Source organism: Mycoplasmopsis agalactiae (assembly GCF_000089865.1).
GTDB lineage: Bacteria > Bacillota_I > Bacilli_A > Mycoplasmatales > Metamycoplasmataceae > Mycoplasmopsis > Mycoplasmopsis agalactiae_B.
Genome location: NC_013948.1, coordinates 493,546 through 511,687 on the forward strand (window position 1 = coordinate 493,546; position 18,142 = coordinate 511,687).

The 18,142-nt window shown below is 28.4% G+C and carries 15 protein-coding genes and 1 tRNA gene; 7 read left to right on the top strand and 9 right to left on the bottom strand.

Annotated features, from left to right (window positions below; genetic code table 4):
* The 5 genes from MAGA_RS02125 to MAGA_RS02145 all read left to right on the top strand — a co-directional run bounded on the left by MAGA_RS02125 (nucleotide 1) and on the right by MAGA_RS02145 (nucleotide 3,259).
* Nucleotides 1-687 (top strand): nuclease-related domain-containing protein, encoded by a 687-nt coding sequence (locus MAGA_RS02125; RefSeq protein WP_013022047.1) that lies wholly within the window; start codon nucleotides 1-3, stop codon nucleotides 685-687.
* Entirely contained in the window at nucleotides 659-1,465 is an 807-nt protein-coding gene (locus MAGA_RS02130; RefSeq protein WP_013022048.1) for a YgjP-like metallopeptidase domain-containing protein, read from the top strand. Before MAGA_RS02125 ends, MAGA_RS02130 begins: the two co-directional genes overlap by 29 nt.
* A gap of 44 nt (nucleotides 1,466-1,509) precedes the next feature.
* The gene (gene ychF / locus MAGA_RS02135; protein ID WP_013022049.1) at nucleotides 1,510-2,613 is read left to right on the top strand and encodes a redox-regulated ATPase YchF; all 1,104 of its coding nucleotides are present in this window, start codon (nucleotides 1,510-1,512) and stop codon (nucleotides 2,611-2,613) included.
* 12 nt (nucleotides 2,614-2,625) lie between these two features.
* A tRNA-Trp gene (locus tag MAGA_RS02140) sits at nucleotides 2,626-2,699 on the top strand.
* A gap of 101 nt (nucleotides 2,700-2,800) precedes the next feature.
* Entirely contained in the window at nucleotides 2,801-3,259 is a 459-nt protein-coding gene (locus MAGA_RS02145) for a hypothetical protein (RefSeq protein ID WP_013022050.1), read from the top strand.
* A gap of 116 nt (nucleotides 3,260-3,375) precedes the next feature.
* Here the strand turns inward: MAGA_RS02145 and hpt are convergent, their stop codons facing one another.
* The 8 genes from hpt to mnmA form a co-directional block, all read right to left on the bottom strand.
* A complete protein-coding gene (gene hpt / locus MAGA_RS02150) occupies nucleotides 3,376-3,924 on the bottom strand; it encodes a hypoxanthine phosphoribosyltransferase (protein WP_013022051.1) in 549 nt (182 codons plus the stop codon).
* Nucleotides 3,914-4,405 (bottom strand): transcription elongation factor GreA, encoded by a 492-nt coding sequence (gene greA / locus MAGA_RS02155; RefSeq protein ID WP_004023819.1) that lies wholly within the window; start codon nucleotides 4,403-4,405, stop codon nucleotides 3,914-3,916. Before greA ends, hpt begins: the two co-directional genes overlap by 11 nt.
* 284 nt (nucleotides 4,406-4,689) lie before the next feature.
* Complete coding sequence (locus tag MAGA_RS02160) at nucleotides 4,690-5,412, bottom strand: SDR family oxidoreductase (protein WP_013022052.1); 723 nt, start codon at nucleotides 5,410-5,412, stop codon at nucleotides 4,690-4,692.
* 173 nt (nucleotides 5,413-5,585) lie between these two features.
* Nucleotides 5,586-7,769: an MAG2960 family serine endopeptidase lipoprotein gene (locus MAGA_RS02165; RefSeq protein WP_013022053.1), complete on the bottom strand. Its 2,184-nt coding sequence runs from the start codon at nucleotides 7,767-7,769 to the stop codon at nucleotides 5,586-5,588.
* 299 nt (nucleotides 7,770-8,068) lie between these two features.
* On the bottom strand, nucleotides 8,069-8,797 hold the full coding sequence (locus MAGA_RS02170) for a BC85_0335 family putative methyltransferase (RefSeq protein WP_235619433.1): 729 nt from the start codon (nucleotides 8,795-8,797) through the stop codon (nucleotides 8,069-8,071).
* On the bottom strand, nucleotides 8,772-9,212 hold the full coding sequence (gene ruvX, locus MAGA_RS02175; protein ID WP_013022055.1) for a Holliday junction resolvase RuvX: 441 nt from the start codon (nucleotides 9,210-9,212) through the stop codon (nucleotides 8,772-8,774). Before ruvX ends, MAGA_RS02170 begins: the two co-directional genes overlap by 26 nt.
* Nucleotides 9,205-11,847, bottom strand: coding sequence for an alanine--tRNA ligase (alaS, locus tag MAGA_RS02180; protein ID WP_013022056.1), 2,643 nt, complete (start codon nucleotides 11,845-11,847; stop codon nucleotides 9,205-9,207). The genes ruvX and alaS overlap by 8 nt, the downstream gene beginning before the upstream one ends.
* A 12-nt stretch (nucleotides 11,848-11,859) precedes the next feature.
* On the bottom strand, nucleotides 11,860-12,984 hold the full coding sequence (mnmA, locus tag MAGA_RS02185) for a tRNA 2-thiouridine(34) synthase MnmA (protein WP_013022057.1): 1,125 nt from the start codon (nucleotides 12,982-12,984) through the stop codon (nucleotides 11,860-11,862).
* A gap of 169 nt (nucleotides 12,985-13,153) precedes the next feature.
* Here mnmA and MAGA_RS02190 point away from each other — a divergent pair, with 169 nt between their 5' ends.
* On the top strand, nucleotides 13,154-13,882 hold the full coding sequence (locus MAGA_RS02190) for a purine-nucleoside phosphorylase (protein WP_013022058.1): 729 nt from the start codon (nucleotides 13,154-13,156) through the stop codon (nucleotides 13,880-13,882).
* Between the two features lie 177 nt (nucleotides 13,883-14,059).
* The gene (locus MAGA_RS02195; RefSeq protein WP_013022059.1) at nucleotides 14,060-14,977 is read left to right on the top strand and encodes a hypothetical protein; all 918 of its coding nucleotides are present in this window, start codon (nucleotides 14,060-14,062) and stop codon (nucleotides 14,975-14,977) included.
* Between the two features lie 77 nt (nucleotides 14,978-15,054).
* Here MAGA_RS02195 and MAGA_RS02200 read toward each other — a convergent pair whose 3' ends face one another.
* Nucleotides 15,055-17,931: an AAA family ATPase gene (locus MAGA_RS02200; protein WP_013022060.1), complete on the bottom strand. Its 2,877-nt coding sequence runs from the start codon at nucleotides 17,929-17,931 to the stop codon at nucleotides 15,055-15,057.
* Between the last annotated feature and the right edge of the window lie 211 nt (nucleotides 17,932-18,142).

Below are 18,142 nucleotides of genomic sequence, written 5' to 3' on the forward strand. Positions count from 1 at the left end.
ATGATTGGAATTATATTAGCATTAGTTTTAGTTACCGCTGCCATTATACTTGGCATATTCTTTGGGGCAAAATCTAGCAAAAAAACAACTCAAACTAAGACAAAAGGCAAGATTTTCGAAGAAACAATTAAAGAAAAATTGTCTTATATAGCCGAGCAAAAAAATTACAAATTTTTAGATGGCGGGCTTTTTAAGTATGCTGAAAACAATTATTTTGAGCTTGATGGGATATTAATAACTTCTAAGGCTGTTTATATAATTGAAGCAAAACGTTATATTGGTTACTTACATGGCGGATTTTTTGATGATTATTTGCTTTTAAGAGATGAAAGAAAAGAGATAAAAGTTAAGAATCCTTTTAATCAAAACTATAGACACATAAGACATTTTATTAATATGTGTAAGATAAATGTTCCAATTTTTTCCTTAATCATTTTCCCTGATTCAACCACTGTTGATATTGATAAACAAGAGCCATCAACAATAATAGCATCCAAAAGTAACCTTGATTTGTTATTAGATGAAGTTGAGACATATATGACTAATGATCCTGATTTAGAGCCTTTCAAAGTAAATGCCATAATAGATGCAATTGCCAAAAATAGAGCTCAATCAGAGAATGATAATTTTAAATTTAATCAAATAATTTCGCAAAATAATGAAAACCAATACTTTGATAGAGCTTAAAACTGTTTTATTTGATTCGAAAACATTTACAGTTTTTTATAAGCACAGTTCTAGATCTAGGCACTTTAAACTTGTGCTTTATGATAGAGAAAATAAAGTAGTTTTAACTTCGCCAATTGAAAATTTTACAATAGAAAACTGACATAATTTTCAGTTAGATAATTTACTTTTTAAGCTATTAAACAGACATAAAAATAAAAAAGACAAAATCAGTAACAGCTCAAAATATAAACAAGTCTATTTAAGTTATGGTGCAGATAATCATGCAATTACATTGTTTGATCAATTAGTTAATTTAGAGTGAAAATATCATATTCGCTCTAGTTACAGTTATAATTTTGATTTAGAACAATCAAAGCTTCAAATATATTGCAACGAAATAGTTAAAAACGATAATGAAAAGCGTAAAAAAATATTTATTTATGTACTATCAAGAATTTTAGAAAACTTTGTTGCTAAAAAGCAAGAAGAATTAGTAGAAAAAATAAACAAAGCAGGATTTACACTAATAAATCCTACATTTAAGATAAGCTTAAAAAAAGCTGCTTGAGGAACAAATATAAAAAGAGGCAAAAGACTAGGCAAAATAACATATGATGTTAAAATGATAACAATGCCAATTAGATTAATTGAAGCTGTTATTTTGCATGAATTAATCCATGAATTTCACCCTAATCATAGTGACAAATTTTATGAAACTGGCTCGCTTATAATGTATGATTTTAAATTAAGAAATAAAGAAATAAATAAAATTATTGTACAGATAGTTGATTACTAATAGTACTATAAAACAGCTATATATTTAATTATGGAGTAATAATTATGGGATTAAAAGCAGGAATTGTTGGACTTCCAAATGTTGGAAAAAGCACACTGTTTAGTGCACTCACAAAACACCAAGTTGAGGCTTCAAATTATGCCTTTACAACTATAGATCCAAATATAAGCAGTGTTGCGCTTAAAGATCAGAGACTAGTTGAACTAGCAAAAATTGTTAATCCTGCAAAAATAGTTCCTGCAACTTTTGACTTTGTTGACATTGCTGGACTAGTTAAGGGAGCTTCTAAAGGTGAAGGGCTAGGTAACAAGTTTCTCTCAAATATAAGAGAAGTAGATGCAATTATCCATGTAGTAAGATGTTTCGAAAACAAAGACATTATGCATGTAGCTAACGAAGTTAATCCAGTTAATGACAAAAATGTTATTAACTATGAACTTATGTTAGCTGACATTGAAACTGTTACAAATATAATCAATAGAATTAGCAAGAAAGCTAAAGCAGGTGACAAATTAGCACTTTTAGAATACAATTTGGCGCAAAAAATTAGGCAAACGTTAGAAAACGAAATGCCAGTAAGATCATTATTACAATCACTTTCTGAAGAAGAAGTAAAACTTATTAAAACATATCATTTATTAACTGCTAAGCCAATTATTTATGTAGCTAATTTATCAACTGAACAAATAAGTAATTATGCTAATGATAAATTATTTAATGAGCTTAAAAACTCATTGGCTCAAGATGAAAAAATTATCCCTATATCTGTGCAATTAGAATCAGAACTAGCACAAGTTGATGAATCTGAAGCAAATGAGTGACTAAATTCATACAATATAAGTCTTAGCGGACTAGATATCTTAACTAAAGAATCATTTGACTTATTAAAATTAAAAACTTATTTTACAGCTGGGCCAATGGAAGTTAAAGCCTGAACATTTAAAGATGGCATGCTAGCACCACAATGCGCAGGGCTTATTCATAGTGATTTTGAGAAAAAATTCATTAAAGCTGACATTATTAGTTATGAAAATTATATACAATATAATGGTGAACAAGGTGCCCGTAATGCTGGCAAAGTTAGAAGCGAAGGCAAAAACTACATTATGCAAGATGGAGATATTTGCCACTTTAAATTTGGTAAGTAAAATCTTACTTATGGGAGTTTAGTATAATGGTAGTACTGCAGTCTCCAAAACTGCTTGCAAGGGTTCGATTCCTTTAACTCCCGCCATATATTATTAATACTAATAAGCCTATAAAACAGGCTTTTTTATTTATCTAGAAGTATTTTTCATATTCTAATTAGAAAATAAAATACGATATAATTTTTACATGACAAATTCTGAAAAATTAAAAAATCTTGAAAAAACAAAGAAGTTTTCTATAGCTTACTTAGCTTTAGTTTTATCTATGATAGTTATTACTATATTAACGTCTATTGTTGCATATGTTGTTGTTAAAAATCAAGTTCCAAGATCCATTTATAATATTGATCCAAGTACCTTTAACCCAGAAAGTTACCTAAAACATTCAGTCAAGACATGACCTATATGAGCTTTTCTAATTATTTACTTATTAGTATTTCCTACATACATAGCTGCATTTATAATACTTATTTTTGCTGCAATAATTGCTCATAATCAAAAATATTTAGTTTTATTTATACTAGGTGTTACTATTCCTCTTATTGGAATTGTTAGCACAATTTTATATTTAGTTGAATATAAAAAACTAGTAAATAATGAATTACCAAAAACACAGCAAATGCAAGAAGATGAAGTTAGAATATAAAATGCTTAGGGCATTTTTTTATTCTTTTATCGCCATAAAACAGCGTTCAATGTAAAATTAATGATTTAAAAAAATACAAAAAACAGCAGTTAAAATTCTGCCGTTTTCAATTATCATTATAAATACTCTTTGTTAAAAATTCCAATATAAGGCAGGTTTCTCATTTCTTCTTGATAGTCTAAACCAAATCCTACCAAAAATTCATCAGGAGCATGGAAGCCAAACATATCAGCATTTAGTGCAACTTTTCTGCGATATGGCTTATCTAATAAAGTTAAAATTCTTATTGATTTAGGGTTTCTTGTTTCTAAAATTTCTTTAACTTTATTTAAGGTTATGCCTGAATCAATAACATCTTCAACAATTAAAACATCCTTGCCTGAAATTTCTTCGGCCATGTCCATGATTATCTTAACACTTCCAAGCGATTTAGAACCACCAGCATAGCTTGAAGCTATCATAAAATCTAGTTTATGATCAACACTAACATCTTTAATTAATTGAGCTAAAAAAGGAACACAGCCTTTTAGTAAGCCAACTATTATTAATCCATCAGTATTTGCGTAAGTTTCGTTAACTCATAATGCTAATTCCAATATTCTTTTCTCTAATTCCTCTTTAGAATAAATAACTTTAAGAACTCTTTTGTCAATATTATTTTGCATAGCTAATATCTAGAACTTTAATGTTGTATTTTTGAGGAACTTCAACTTCAACAACATCACCAATTCCATTAGCTTCCATAATTGCTTGTGCAACAGGTGATTCGTTACTAATTTTATTTTCAATAGGATTACTATCGTGTGGCCCCATTATTGTGACAACTAATTCTTTATTTGTTTTCATATTTAGATATCTAACAGTTGCGCCAATTCCAGCTTTATTTTGAACAGCACTTTTTGTATCAATTATTTCAGCATTTTCTAAAATACGTTCTAGTTCAAGAATTCTTCTTTCAACTTCGCTTTGACGATCACGAGCTGCATCATATTCAGCATTTTCTGACAAGTCACCTTGAGCTCTAGCTTCTTTTAATGATGCTTGCACTGCTGGACGTTCAACAGTTACTAATTCAGTATATTCATTTTTATATTTGTTATATGTCTCTTCAGATAAATAAATCTTTTCATTTCCAAGTAATGCCATTAATTATTCCGCCTTATAACTATCTATAAAATTAATTTTAAATTATATATTAAAAACAAAAGTTTTTAATTACTTAGTTTAAGTTTAGGTTTAATGATAAATATTGTTTAGTTAAGTGACTGTACATAATATTAAGTTAATAAGACATTACTTATATCTTTATTTTTGCCTTATAATACTATAAAAAAGGCTTATAGGTAATGTTTGAAATACGATAATGATTAAGAATTGCTTATTTTATATGTAGCTTTTATCCACATATAAAAAATTAAAAAGTGTAAATGCTACACTTCTGATTCATTAGTGTGTGATATTAAAATCTCTTTTATTGTCACATCTTGCGGCAATTCATAAATATATAAAATAGTCTGTGCTATTGTTTCTGGCTTTAAGCCATTATCAATACTTTGTTGAAACTTTAAATACTCATCTTTAATTTTATTATTTGTAACTGTGCTTAATAAATTTGTATTAACAATGGCAGGCTCAATTAATGAAAATCTAATATTAGTATGTGCTAATTCTCTTCTAGCTTGCTGAGTTATAGCATTAACAGCAAATTTTGAACCATTATAAACTGAATGATCGTCATAAGTAAATCTGCCAGCTGTGCTACTAATATTAATTATTGTGCCTCTGTTAGCTTTAATCATTGATGGAAGCACCGCATCCATACCATTAATTACGCCTTTTATATTTGTGTCTATAATGTCATATTTATCTTGCAACGATTGATCATAATATTTATCTAAAGGCATAATTCCAGCATTATTAAGCATTAAGTCAACTAATCCAAATTTAGATTCAGCTTCACTAACTGCATTATTTAAAAATTCAAAATCTCTTACATCTATATTTTTAATTAAGCAATTTTTAAATTCAAGTGTTTCAAGCACACTAGTATTTTTATCAATTAAAAGTAATGGATACCCTTTTGAAGCAAATAATTTTGCTGTTGCTAGTCCAATACCTGAATTAGCACCTGTTATTGCAATAAGTTTTTTCATATAGCCTCTTGATAGTTTTGTTTTACTTGTTAATTTTATTTTATTAAAAAATAATTTAGTGTCAAATAATTTGGTATGTGTCTTTTATAATTGTGATGTACTAAAAGCCTATAAAACAGTTTTATATATAAACTATCAAGTAGCAAAAAAATGCACCAGCAAGGATGCATTTTTTATTTGTCTTTAGGATTAAACTTAACAGTTTCTAATTTATCAGTTTTAAGTTTGTCAATTAAGCCATCGAAAATATGAGGAGGCTTATTATCCTTGGTATTATAGTCATAACTTAAACTTTGGAAAAGCACAACACCGTTAGTTCTTTTACGTATTACTCTTTCAAAATCTTTATTAGAAAGCGGTAAGTATGTCATTTCACTACCTGGAATGTCTTCAATTGATGTATTAAGAATACCTATAACATTAAATGATGAATCAATTACCATTGAGCCTGAAGCGCCTTCTTCAAGATTAAGCTCACCAAAAGGTATATCAGTATATAACGTTGAGAACTGGTCAACTATTGTTAAAGGCATACCGTGTTCTTTATTATCCTTAAGAAAAGGCTTTTCATACTTTTTGTAATGATCATTTAATGAGTTATATTCTTTGTTTAATTCAGAATCATATTTGAGTCAAACATCTCTGAAAACATGCTCATCAATAATTCTTCTTTTAGTAGAAATTAATCCGCCAGTTGACTTAATACCTCTAAATTGTGCAGGTGAAGAAGTAACAAATGGGTCTCAAAATCTTGAATAACCCGCATAAAATTGTGTTGATAGTGGGCTAAATTTATCTTTTTTAAAGTTTATATATCAGTCTTTTTCAGTATCTGTATCAATTATTTCACTAAGCTTAGGCAACACATCTTTTAGCTTATCTTTTTTGATTTTAAATCTAAGAGTTACAAAATCTGCACCAGAGTTTTTGGTGGTAAATTGTGCATTATTCTCAGGAACATTATTAAGGTCTATTTTCTCGCCTTTAATATAAGCTTCTGTTTCATATCTTGGTACATAGTAAGGAGCACTTAAGTACTGTGAATAAGCTTCAAACGCATTAACATACTTGCTATTATTATTTATATATTTATGCTTGCTTAATTCAAAAATACCAAATGTATCATCTATTTTATTTTCTGCTATTCTATTAGTTCTAAAATACTGTTCAGTGCTTCTATTATCACTAGTATCAGTTGCATGAACACCGTCATAAAAGCCAGGAGGAAATTCATTTCATCTGCTATCAAATGAAGTATCATTCACTCCATTAGTATGCAAACTTTTATCAAATGTTTTACGCAAACTAAATACATGAATATTTGTTGCTAGTAAAAATTCATATGAATCAGGATCTGTATTTTTTATACGATCGATGACTCAAGCAGTACCTGAGTGACGCGAAAAATTGAGCCTTTTGTCTAATTTTTGTGTACTTTCTACAAATTCATCAACTCAAACTTTTTGGTTAATATTTAACTCAATGCTTCGGTCGTTGATATATTGGAAAAAATCAGAATTCTTTTTTAATGATTTATTTATTTTTCCATCGTTTTTTATACGTAAATAATATTTATGATCGCCTGCAAAAATTAAGAGTTCAAATGTTCCTTTAACATCATCAAAAACTGCTTTAATATTCTTAATGTTTTTAATATTGAATAAATTTTCTAGTGATTCAAAGCTAGCATAGTAAAAAAGCTGACTTAAATTTGAAGGCAAAAATCCAAAGGGATTAATTTTTATAACATCATTAATATTAATTGATTGGGGATTCAAGTCTTTTACATCTTCAGTATTAAATTTTTCTAAATATTTTTGACTTAAATTGTGTCATAGTGGAACTCTAGGATTGAAAAACTTAGTTCTTTCGTCTTTAGAATCTCCAACATTACCATATTCGCCTAATGGTTTTACATGTTTAAAATAATTGCTATCATTTGTTCTGGTACTAAAATCATATTTATTTTCATATACATAATCAGTTGCGTTTGCTTTTAAATATTTTAAAAATGTACTCTTTGCTTCATTATAAGTTTTAGTTTTTTGGTGAATTTCACGAGGTGTCATATTTTTTAATTGAGCAAATGACAAAAAGTGCTTATCAGCCTGTTTTATAGTGCTATCAGAATTATTATCAATAGTTATTTCATCTATATTTTTGGGCTTTATTAACTCAGGATTTTCAGATGGCATTACTATTATTTTTGACCGATCTGTTCTGTCCATAATAGCCTTATCATCTTGCTTTTTTGACCCTATTGTACAAGATATAACAAGAGTGAGTGGAAAGGTTGAAGAAATTGTGCCTAATAATAGCTTAAATTTACCTTTTGATTTTACTAATGTTTTTTTCATTATTAAACCCCTAAAATTATCATTTGAAGCATAAGTATTGTTTTTATTGCATAACAATAAAATTGTTATTGTCTTTTAATAATTATATTAGACAAAATTTAATTAATTTGGGAAGAAATATGCTTATTTTGAATATTTTTTCATATTCAAAATACCAAAAGTACTGTCCTTAAGGCTTTTTGTCAAAAATTAAGTTCCGGTAGAAGGAAAGCACTACCAAAACATCCAAAACTTACTTTCTTTTAAAACGAAAATAAAAAATAGCACACTCATTTATGCCACTATTTTTTAATAAAATACTATGCTTCTGTTTCTGATTTAACAACATATAAAAATAATGCTTTATTTTTAGAAGCTTCAAAACGAATGTTTCTAATTTTTAAATCTCTTTTTAAATCTTTTAAATCACTTTTAATATTGGGGTTTTGAATAACCATTAAAAGCCCGCCAAAAGATAATTTTGGATAAAGTTTATTGAAAATTTCAGTATTACTGGAATTATCATTGACACTAACAATTAAATTATATTGTTTATCATCTGAAGCTATAAAACAGGGTTTTTCAGTTATTTTGTCACTGAAATTAAGTGCAGCTTCATTTCAAATTTTAGAATTAATTGCTCTATGCGTAATTTCAACATTTGCTAAAGTCATTGTTTTAAGTGTTAGATATAAATTTTCTAAATTTAATCCGTCTAATAAAACATTTTTTGCATAGTTTAGGTAAACAGACTTAACAATATGAAGCATATCCGATTCATCTATATTGGTGCTAAAGGCTTTATTAATAAATTCATCCTTTGTCCCTAATTCACTGCCTTTTATGTCCATTATGGCTTTTGCAGCTCTTTCTTCTTGCGCCTTATTAAACTGTTTTTTGATTTTAAATACTTTTACAAAAACAATAATTGAAGTAATTATTCCAATTAATGAAGCTATTATTGCTGAAGCAATTAAGCCTCAACCTAAAGGAGTAGGAAAGCCATTTTGAACTATTTTTTCCTTAAAGCTCATATTTTTGCCCTCCATATTGTAAAAAGTCATTTAATATGATGACAGCACTTAAAGTATCTTTTTTGCTTTTAGTTTTTTTATTAGAAAACTTTACATCTTTTAATATTCTTTGCGCTTTTATTGTGGAACCATATTCATCAACTAGGTAAATTGAAATGTTTGAAAAATTAAGTGCTAATAATTTAGCAAAATCATCTACCATTAGCGTTCTTTCGCTTTTAGTACCGTTGCTTCTTAAAGGATAACCTAAAACAAAAGCATCAATAGAATTTTGATACTGTTTGATATATTCTTTAACTTTGTTAATTACAGCATTAAAATCATTTTCACTAAAATATATAGTTTCTATTGCATTTGCGCTTATTTCTAAAATATCACTAATTGCAAAACCGCATGTTTTAGTTCCTAAATCAAATGCTAGCTTACGCATTAATTAAATAGTCCTTAATTAAGCTTTGTATATTATCTGAATAATTCATTTTTCCCATAGCTAATATAGGAGCACCGCCACCACGGCCATCAAGCTCAGAAGCTATTTTTTTAAACATCTTATTAGCGTCAATTACTCTTGTTGCAATAGCTAATAATAATTCATTTTCATTTCTTGAACCTACTATTGCAATTGTTTTGCCACTTTGGAACTTATCTCTTACAGAAGCAGCTATGACTTTAACATCCGAAGCATCAGCTTCTAAATTAATATAAACATCAAAATCATTGATTTTGACGAATTTGACTGTTTCATAGTCAAATTCAACATTTGAATGATCTTTTAATAACTGTTTATAAGCTTCTCTACACTCTTCAATTATTTTTATGATATTAGCATTTAAGGTTTCAATATCAGATTCATTTTCATTTACTACAGGTGCGCTGTAATCACTCTTAAGTTCTTTAATTTTCTTAATAATTGTTGCTAATTCATCATTAAGTTTTTTATTAACATCGGTCAAATATTCATTAACTAATTTGCTTGAGCTTATAGCTCTAATTCTAAATACTCCAGCTTGTTTTTTTTCAACATTAGTTATTTTGAAATTTTCTAATTTAGAAGTATTACTTAAGTGCGTACCACCACACAAGTCACTAGTTATATCGCCAAAGCGTACGACTCTAATTGCTCTAGGATCCATATATTCGCCTTCTTCTAATGTCATAATAGCACCCATTTCTTTAGCTTTGTCAACTGTAGTTATAATGTATTCTCTATCGATAGATTTGCTAATATAGCTTCTTACTAAGTCTTCAACTGCTTTAATTTGTTCATCGCTAGGTTTTTCATCAGCAGGAAAGTCAAATGTTAATCTTTCTTCATTGTTATCCGAACCTAATTGTTCAATGTGAGATCCTAAAACATTTCTTAGTGCACAGAATAATAAATGTGTACCAGAGTGATTTCTTTCAAGGCCAATTCTAATTGTAGGATCCACATAGCATGAAACTGATTCGTGAATGTTCATTTTACCTTCAACAAAATGAATATGGTTGCCGAATTTATCTTTAAATACATCAACAATTTTGATTTTATTTTCGCCTTGAATTATAAAGCCTTTGTCATGTCTTTGGCCACCACTTGTTGCATAAAATGGAGTAGTTTCTAAAAGTACGTATCCTCCTGTTTCAAAGGCTTCTACTTCATTTTCTTCATCTAAAAGTTTGAGCACTTTTGTAGTAGCATTTAATTCAGAATAGCCTACAAAATTGTCCATTTTTTTATCAATTAATGCTAGTGAATTTATAACCTTGTCCATTCCACTAGCCTTGCCACCCTTAGAAGCTAAAGCATGCTTTTCTTTAGCTAATTCAAAAGCATCCATATCAACACTTATGCCCTTTTGATGCAAAATTTCAGCTGTTAATTCAATAGGAAAGCCGTATGTTTCTAATAAATTAAAGGCAACTGCACCATCAAAAATTTTGCTTTTGCTATCTAAAAATGATTCAAGTAAAACTTTTCCTTTTTCAATTGTTTTGCTAAACAATAGCTCTTCTTCTTTAATTTGCTCAATAACATCTTTTTCATCATATTCATAAGGTAATGAAGCTTTAACAACATGAACTAATTTATGTAAAAATAAATCCTTGATGCCTAATTGCATACCTTTATAATATGATCTTCTTAGTAGTCTTCTAATAATATAACCACGGCCAACATTAGAAATTTTTGCACCATCAGCTATAGCATTTACTACCGTTCTGATATGGTCAGCAATAATTTTGAAATTAGTGTTAATTTCATTTTGCTCTGCATCTTTAACAAAGTAGTTTTCGATTACATACTTATATGGAGAATATTTTTCAATTTCTCTTATTATGTTTATGAATAAATCTGAATCATAATTAGTAGGAACATCTTGCATTATGCTGGCAAGTCTTTCTAATCCTGCACCAGTATCGATATTTTTTTGTTTTAGCTCAATGTAGTTTCCTTCACCGTCATTGTTAAATTGAGAAAAAACAATGTTTCAGATTTCAATATATCTATCGTTTTCTATGTCATTTTTTAATAAATCAAGCCCGCGAGAATCATATTTTTCACCACGGTCATAGAAAATTTCTGTACATGGACCACATGGACCAGAACCTAGATCCCAGAAGTTTGTATCTTTTGTCCCGCTAATTAAATGAGATTCATCAACACCATTTTCTAGCCAGTAGTTTTTAGCTTCTAGGTCTTCTTCATAGTACGTAAAGTATAATTTTTCTAAGTCCATTTCTAAAACATTTACTAAAAATTCTTTAGCAAAAGCAATAGCTTCTTTTTTAAAATAATTGCCAATAGAAAAATTACCAAGCATTTCAAAAAATGTATGGTGTCTGCTTGTTACTCCAACATTTTCAATGTCATTAGTTCTTATAGCTTTTTGACTATTGGTAAGTCTGAATGCAGGTGGTACTTTTTTGCCTGAAAAATAGTTCTTTAATGTTGCTACACCTGAATTAATTCATAATAATGATGGATCATTAACAGGTATTAATGACTTGCTTTCAATTACTAAGTGATCTTTTGACTTAAAAAAATCTAATCATTTCTGTCTTATCTCAGTAGAAGTTAACTTTTTCATAAATACACCACCTTATAAGTATGTTTTCTCTATATTTTTGTAATAAATTTTTTCAATCACAGCTCCGCCAAGACATTTTTCACCATCGTAAAGCACAACTTGTTGTCCCGGGGTTACAGCTTGTGCTTCTGACGGATAATATACTTTTATAGCATTATTGGGCAATAGTTCAATAGTTACAGGAATATCTTTTTGTCTATATCTAAATTTAGCACTTAAATTATTTAGATCAAAATCATCATGATTAAGTGTTAATCCAGTTGCCAATAAGGCATCAGAAGTTAAATAACTTAAGTCACTGCTTGGTGAAACATATAATATATTTTCTTTAACATTATGCCCACAAACATAATAAGGCTCAGCTTGTCCGCCTAAATTTAAGCCTTTGCGCTGGCCAATTGTGTAATAAAAGCATCCTTCATGTTTGCCTATTTTTTTATTAGTTTTTATATCAACAATATCTCCAGGCTGCATTGGAATATAGTTTTGTAAAAACTTTGTGAATTTACGTTCACCTATAAAACATATGCCAGTTGAATCTTTTTTACTAGCAGTTATTAAGTCTTGTTCTTCTGCTATTTTTCTAACTTCTTCTTTAGAAGTAAAATCAGCTAAAGGCATAAGCACTTTTTCTAATTGTTCATGGCTTAATTGTGCTAAAAAGTATGTTTGATCTTTATTTAAATCTTTGGCCCGATAAAGTCTTCCATCAGTAACTCTAGCATAATGACCCATAGCTATATAATCGGCGCCTAAATTATTAAAAGCATAGTCACTAAAAGCCTTGAATTTTATGTACTTGTTGCACAATATATCAGGATTTGGAGTTCTGCCATGTTCATATTCAGAAATAAAAGTTTTAAAAACATCATTTCAGTACTCATTAACAAAATCAACTCTATGTAGCTTGATTCCTAATTTATTTGCAACTTTTAGTGCATCTTGATAATCTTGCTCTTGTGGACAAATGTCTTGCGAAATGTTTTCATTTCCTAAAAAATCATTGTTAAGCATTGAGTCTCAGTTACGCATAAAAAGTCCTTCTACTTCAAATCCTTGCTTAAGTAACAAATATGCACAAACTGACGAATCAACACCGCCTGACATTCCTAAAATAACTTTTTTCTTATTAAACATAATTATTTTTAAATTTTACCATTTATTTGGCTTCTAATTTTCCGATTCCAAGCTCATTTTTAAATATTTTTATTGCTTTACACTTTAGTTTGTTTACTATTGCAAATTATTAGCAAATATGCTTATGCTATAATAAAAAAGAATGTTTTTAAAATTCATAGGAGGTATTATGCCAACACCACATTTAAGTTGTAATAAAGGCGAAATTGCTAAAATAGTTTTAATGCCAGGCGATCCCTTAAGAGCTGAATATATGGCTAAAAAGTTTTTGACTAATCCTAAATTAGTTTCTTCTGTAAGAAATATTTATTTTTACACTGGTGAATATAAGGGAAAATTAGTTACTATAGGTGCTAGCGGTATGGGTGTAGCTAGCATGGGGATTTATGCCTATGAATTATTTACTGAATATGATGTAGATGTTATTATAAGACTAGGTTCAACTGGCTCATATTTTGACTGATTAGACACTAAACAGCCAGTTTTGGTCAAAAGAGCATATGCTGATGGCTTAGGTTTTGTGTCGCTAATGACAGGGGAAAAAACTCATAATGCATATCCCGATAAAGATATAGTTAAGTTATTAAAAAAGTCTTCTAAAAAGAAAAAAATAAATGTACTTGATGTTTCTTGTCATACAACTGATGTGTTTTATAGCCTAAGACCTTTAGAAGAGACAATAAAGAAAACTAAATGTCAAACAGTTGATAATGAATGCTTTGGTTTATTTACAACTGCTAAAAGATGTAATAAAAAAGCTGCTGCATTGCTAAGTGTTTCAGAAAATATAATAACCGGAAAATCAATGACTAGTGATGAAAGACTGCTAGAATTTTCACAAATGTTTGAAGTAGCTCTTAATGCTTTAAATGATATTTATAAGCATATTGAGAAATAGCAATCCTTTCATGATTTAAAGTTCAGGTTTATGCCTGAATTTTTCTTTCTTCAGCCTACTTATTTTTGCTAAATGTGGCTATTTTTCAGACTTATAAGGAAATTCATATTTATTTTTTAGGATTTTCTGAAAAAATATGTATATTAAATGTTGAACATTATGAGGTATATCAACAATATGAACAAAAAATTTAAAATTTTAACACCTATAGCAGCTGTATCGGTAGTTGCAGCTATAATAACATCTGCTGTATTTGCATCCCCACAAATAATTAATAAATCTAGATTAGAGAATATTACTGATCCTATAAAACCTTTTGGTGATCCTAAAAATATTGAGCTAAAAACTGATGCTGAAAAGGTAGAAAAAATTCTCAAATCTGAATCTTCAAATAAAAGCAATATTAATGGATTCATTTCAAAAAGTGCTATTAACACTTCGAATAGGACTTCTACCAATAGTGCTGTAAATCCGCAATCTAAGAATCATGAATGGTTTTTAAACACTAAATTTTGAGAGGATCTAAACTTTGATTTTATTGGTGTTGATGAAGAAAGCAAACAAAAAGATGACAAAAAGAAAGCTGAAAAGTCAAAATTAGATGCTAAGTCAGAATCAAAAAGAGATTATTGATACAACAACACCGAATTTTGAGAAAAACTAGATTTTGACTTCATTGCGTCTGACCATAATAGCTATAAAACAGAAACAAAAGTAGAAATAGAAAAAATTAAAGAAATAATCGAAGAGAAAGAAAAAGCAATAAATTCTGTTACTGAAGTATCTTCTGAAGAAAATAAAATAAAAGAGAAATCAGTTGATGATTTAGAAAAAATGCTTGCAGAATTAGAAAAAAGACTCTTTGGGAGCTTCCGTGATGCAGTTATAGCAAAAGAGAACATCGATAAAGAAATTAGCAATCTAGAGAAAAATACAAAGGATAATGAATCAAAATTAAATGAATATATAAACAAAAGAGAAGAAGCTGGCGAAAAGTTAACTAAAGAAAATGATGAATATTTTGCATATAAAAAAGTAATTGAAGAATTACAAGAAAAACTAAAAAAATTAAGCAGAAGTAAAAATTTTGCTTAATTTTTTAATTTTAATTTATATAGTTAAAATACTGTTCTTATTAAAAAAAATAACCTCGAAAATTTATACTCACTGTTTTATCTGAGTATAAAGGCTATTATTAAACCTACTAGAAGATATACTGCAACAGTAACCAAATATATTGTTAATATTACTTTGCTGTTTTTTCTTCTTTTGTTTTTTAATGATTTTTTGACGACTTTTTTGGTACTTGATTGCGCTTGTAAAGTGAGTTTATTTTTATAATTTGATCTTTTTGTATTATCAGTTATCATTAAGTTTTTATTATTTCAATCTTGATTAGTGTATAAATTAGCATCAACCTCACGAGGTTTTTTAGCAATTTCTTGTAAGTTGTAACCGATATTACTTTCATTAATAGAGCTATTTAAATGACAAATTGTTTCAGGTGTATTTATGGTTGGCGAATAATTAGATTCTACTAAAACATTTGTTTCTCTGGCTACAGATTCATCATTTTTATTTACTCTTTTAATTCTAGTATTAGTTACAAATCCTTCATATGTCAATTCAAGCATTTGCATAATTTTAAGCTCATCTATAGCATCCAACAATGCGTTATGACTTTCACTATATCTACTATTTCCTGATAGTAGTCTATATATTGATTCAACCTTTCAATTTGATTTTAATGCCCCGTTTTTAAATGTTAGAGAATCTTTAGGTATAAAATCATTAGTTTTAACATTTTTAGCAGGTATACTAATATCAAATCAATTATATAAATCATGTAATTCAGGCAAGTGCCTATGATCAAATTTTGTATATGAAAATCAGTCTGTTATATTGTAGTAATCTAAAAACTGAATAAGTTTTTCAATTGCATCATCATATGTATTAACTACATAATCTTTTATTCCATATTTCTCTAATTCTGGAATATGGTAAGCATTTTTATACATTGATGGCGATTGTTCTCGTTCACCTATTAATCAGTAATTTTGGTCAACTAATTTGAAGTTGTTTTTATCTGCTATGACAACTCCTATCGACACAACTTCATTGAAAAAATTAGTTTCAACATCAATTACTGCAACATTGTTGCATTCAGCCATAAAGTAATCATATTCGGCTTCTTCATTATATTTTTTAGTTCATGATGCTTCATAGTTTATTCTTTTATTATCAATTTTAAAATTACCTTTAGATATAGCTATTGCTACTTTGTTTGCAAAATCATTTTTGTCTTTTATTTTTATGTTATATGCTTTATTATTTTTAACATTTCAGAGAATGCCTTTGTCTAAATTAAGTCCAAACATATACATTGCAGTTTGCAAAAAATTATTCTGCGATAATTCATTAACAAACTTTAGCTCATAAACAATGTCATCCTTTACAACATCTGCAAGGCCAGATATATTCATACTATAGTTATTAAGATCATTTGTGAATGTAAAATTACATCCTACCTGAACTCATTCATCTCTATTTAACAGTGTGCTAATTCTACTATGAATAAGTTCTTTTTCCTCTTCAGTAACAAAATCAACTATTGCTTGTTCTATGTATCTCATCTGATTTGTTTCCATTGCAGTTAAGAACAAAATCAAATCATTAACCGAGTCTCTTCGAGCAACAAAATCTTTATATTTTTCATTTCATTGCTTATCTTTTGATTTTAGTCGAAATTCAATTGCTTCTTTTATATTATATGAACTAAAGTATGATGCTTCCTGATAAATACCAATGCATGGACTTAGATCTATCAAATCATCATTTGGACTTATATCAATTGTTGAATTATCTTTTATATCAATTATTTCAACATCTAAACAGCTATATATGTCAGCTAAATGCTCGTTAAACTTATGATCAAACATATCCGAAATTGAATAAAAATGTACAGGTCGTTCCTTAATTAGTGCGCAATTTTTAAGCATCTGCTCATTTAGCGGGTTGTCATATTCATTGTAAAAAATAATCTTTCTTTTGCCACGACTTGCTGCAACGGCAAAAATATTCTTAATGATTGTGGGGTTAACATTATATCTACTAAGCCTTCACTCATAGTATTCATATGATCAGTCAAAAATAACACAAATTGGTCTTTCTAAACCTTTAGAACTATCGAATGTTGTAAAAATCGCAGAATCATTTTTGGGCTCTACTATTCTTTCTTCATCTCGTATGCTTGCATATACAGTTTTTTTATTAAATTTTTCTGGATAATTATTTTCTAATGTGTTAAGCACTTCTGTAATTATTCCTATTCTGCTTCCTAAACACAAAATATCCTTAGGGTTTTGAGTTGACAAAAATTGAACGATTTCATCTTTATTTTTGTATTCAATTTCACAATTTTCATTTACACCTATAATGTCTTTATTTCAGACCCTGCCAAGCATTTTGCCATGCTCTTTTGGCATTCTAAATGATTGAGTGAAACTAATTTTTTCATAATTAACCATGAAGCTACTTATGAATTCATCTGCCTTTAAAGTTGTTGCATCATATATTTTTTGATCCATGTCGCCAACAGCTACGATTTGGATATTTGGATTATAGTTCTTTATTCTTATTAACAAATTGCTAATCTCAGTGTTAATGTCTTGATATTCATCAAGAACTAAAATATCGTAAAATCCAGGCACAATATCAGTTTCTAGATAGTCTTTTATAGCGCCGCTGCTTGATGTTGCTATATTCTTTTGCTTAAGTATTCTATATGCAAATCCATGATAATTTGTTCTTTCTACATTTTTATTCTTAATTTTGTGTTTAGCATCAAGCTTCAGTAACTTATTGTATGTTAGATACAAAATTTTCTTTGTACTTGGTAACTCATTACATAATACTTGTATTGCGGTTGTCTTACCACTACCTATACATGCATCTACCAAAACATTTTTATTTTCTTTGACCAAGTCAATCATTTTTTGCTGTTCAGAAGTTAAATTACTGTATGATAAAATAAAGTTGTCAGAACTCATATTACCTCTAAAAGTTTGTATTATTGAAAATACTGCTAAGTATAGTTTGCAAAAATTTTGCCCTTGTTTTAGGGCAAAATGCAACAATTTATTTTAAAAATGATACACTATATCCCAAGTTACTTTTCCGTATGGAATAAATATGAAATAGTTTTTACAAAAAATTAGTTTAAAAATGTAAATATTGCAAAAATACCACAATTTTATTGTG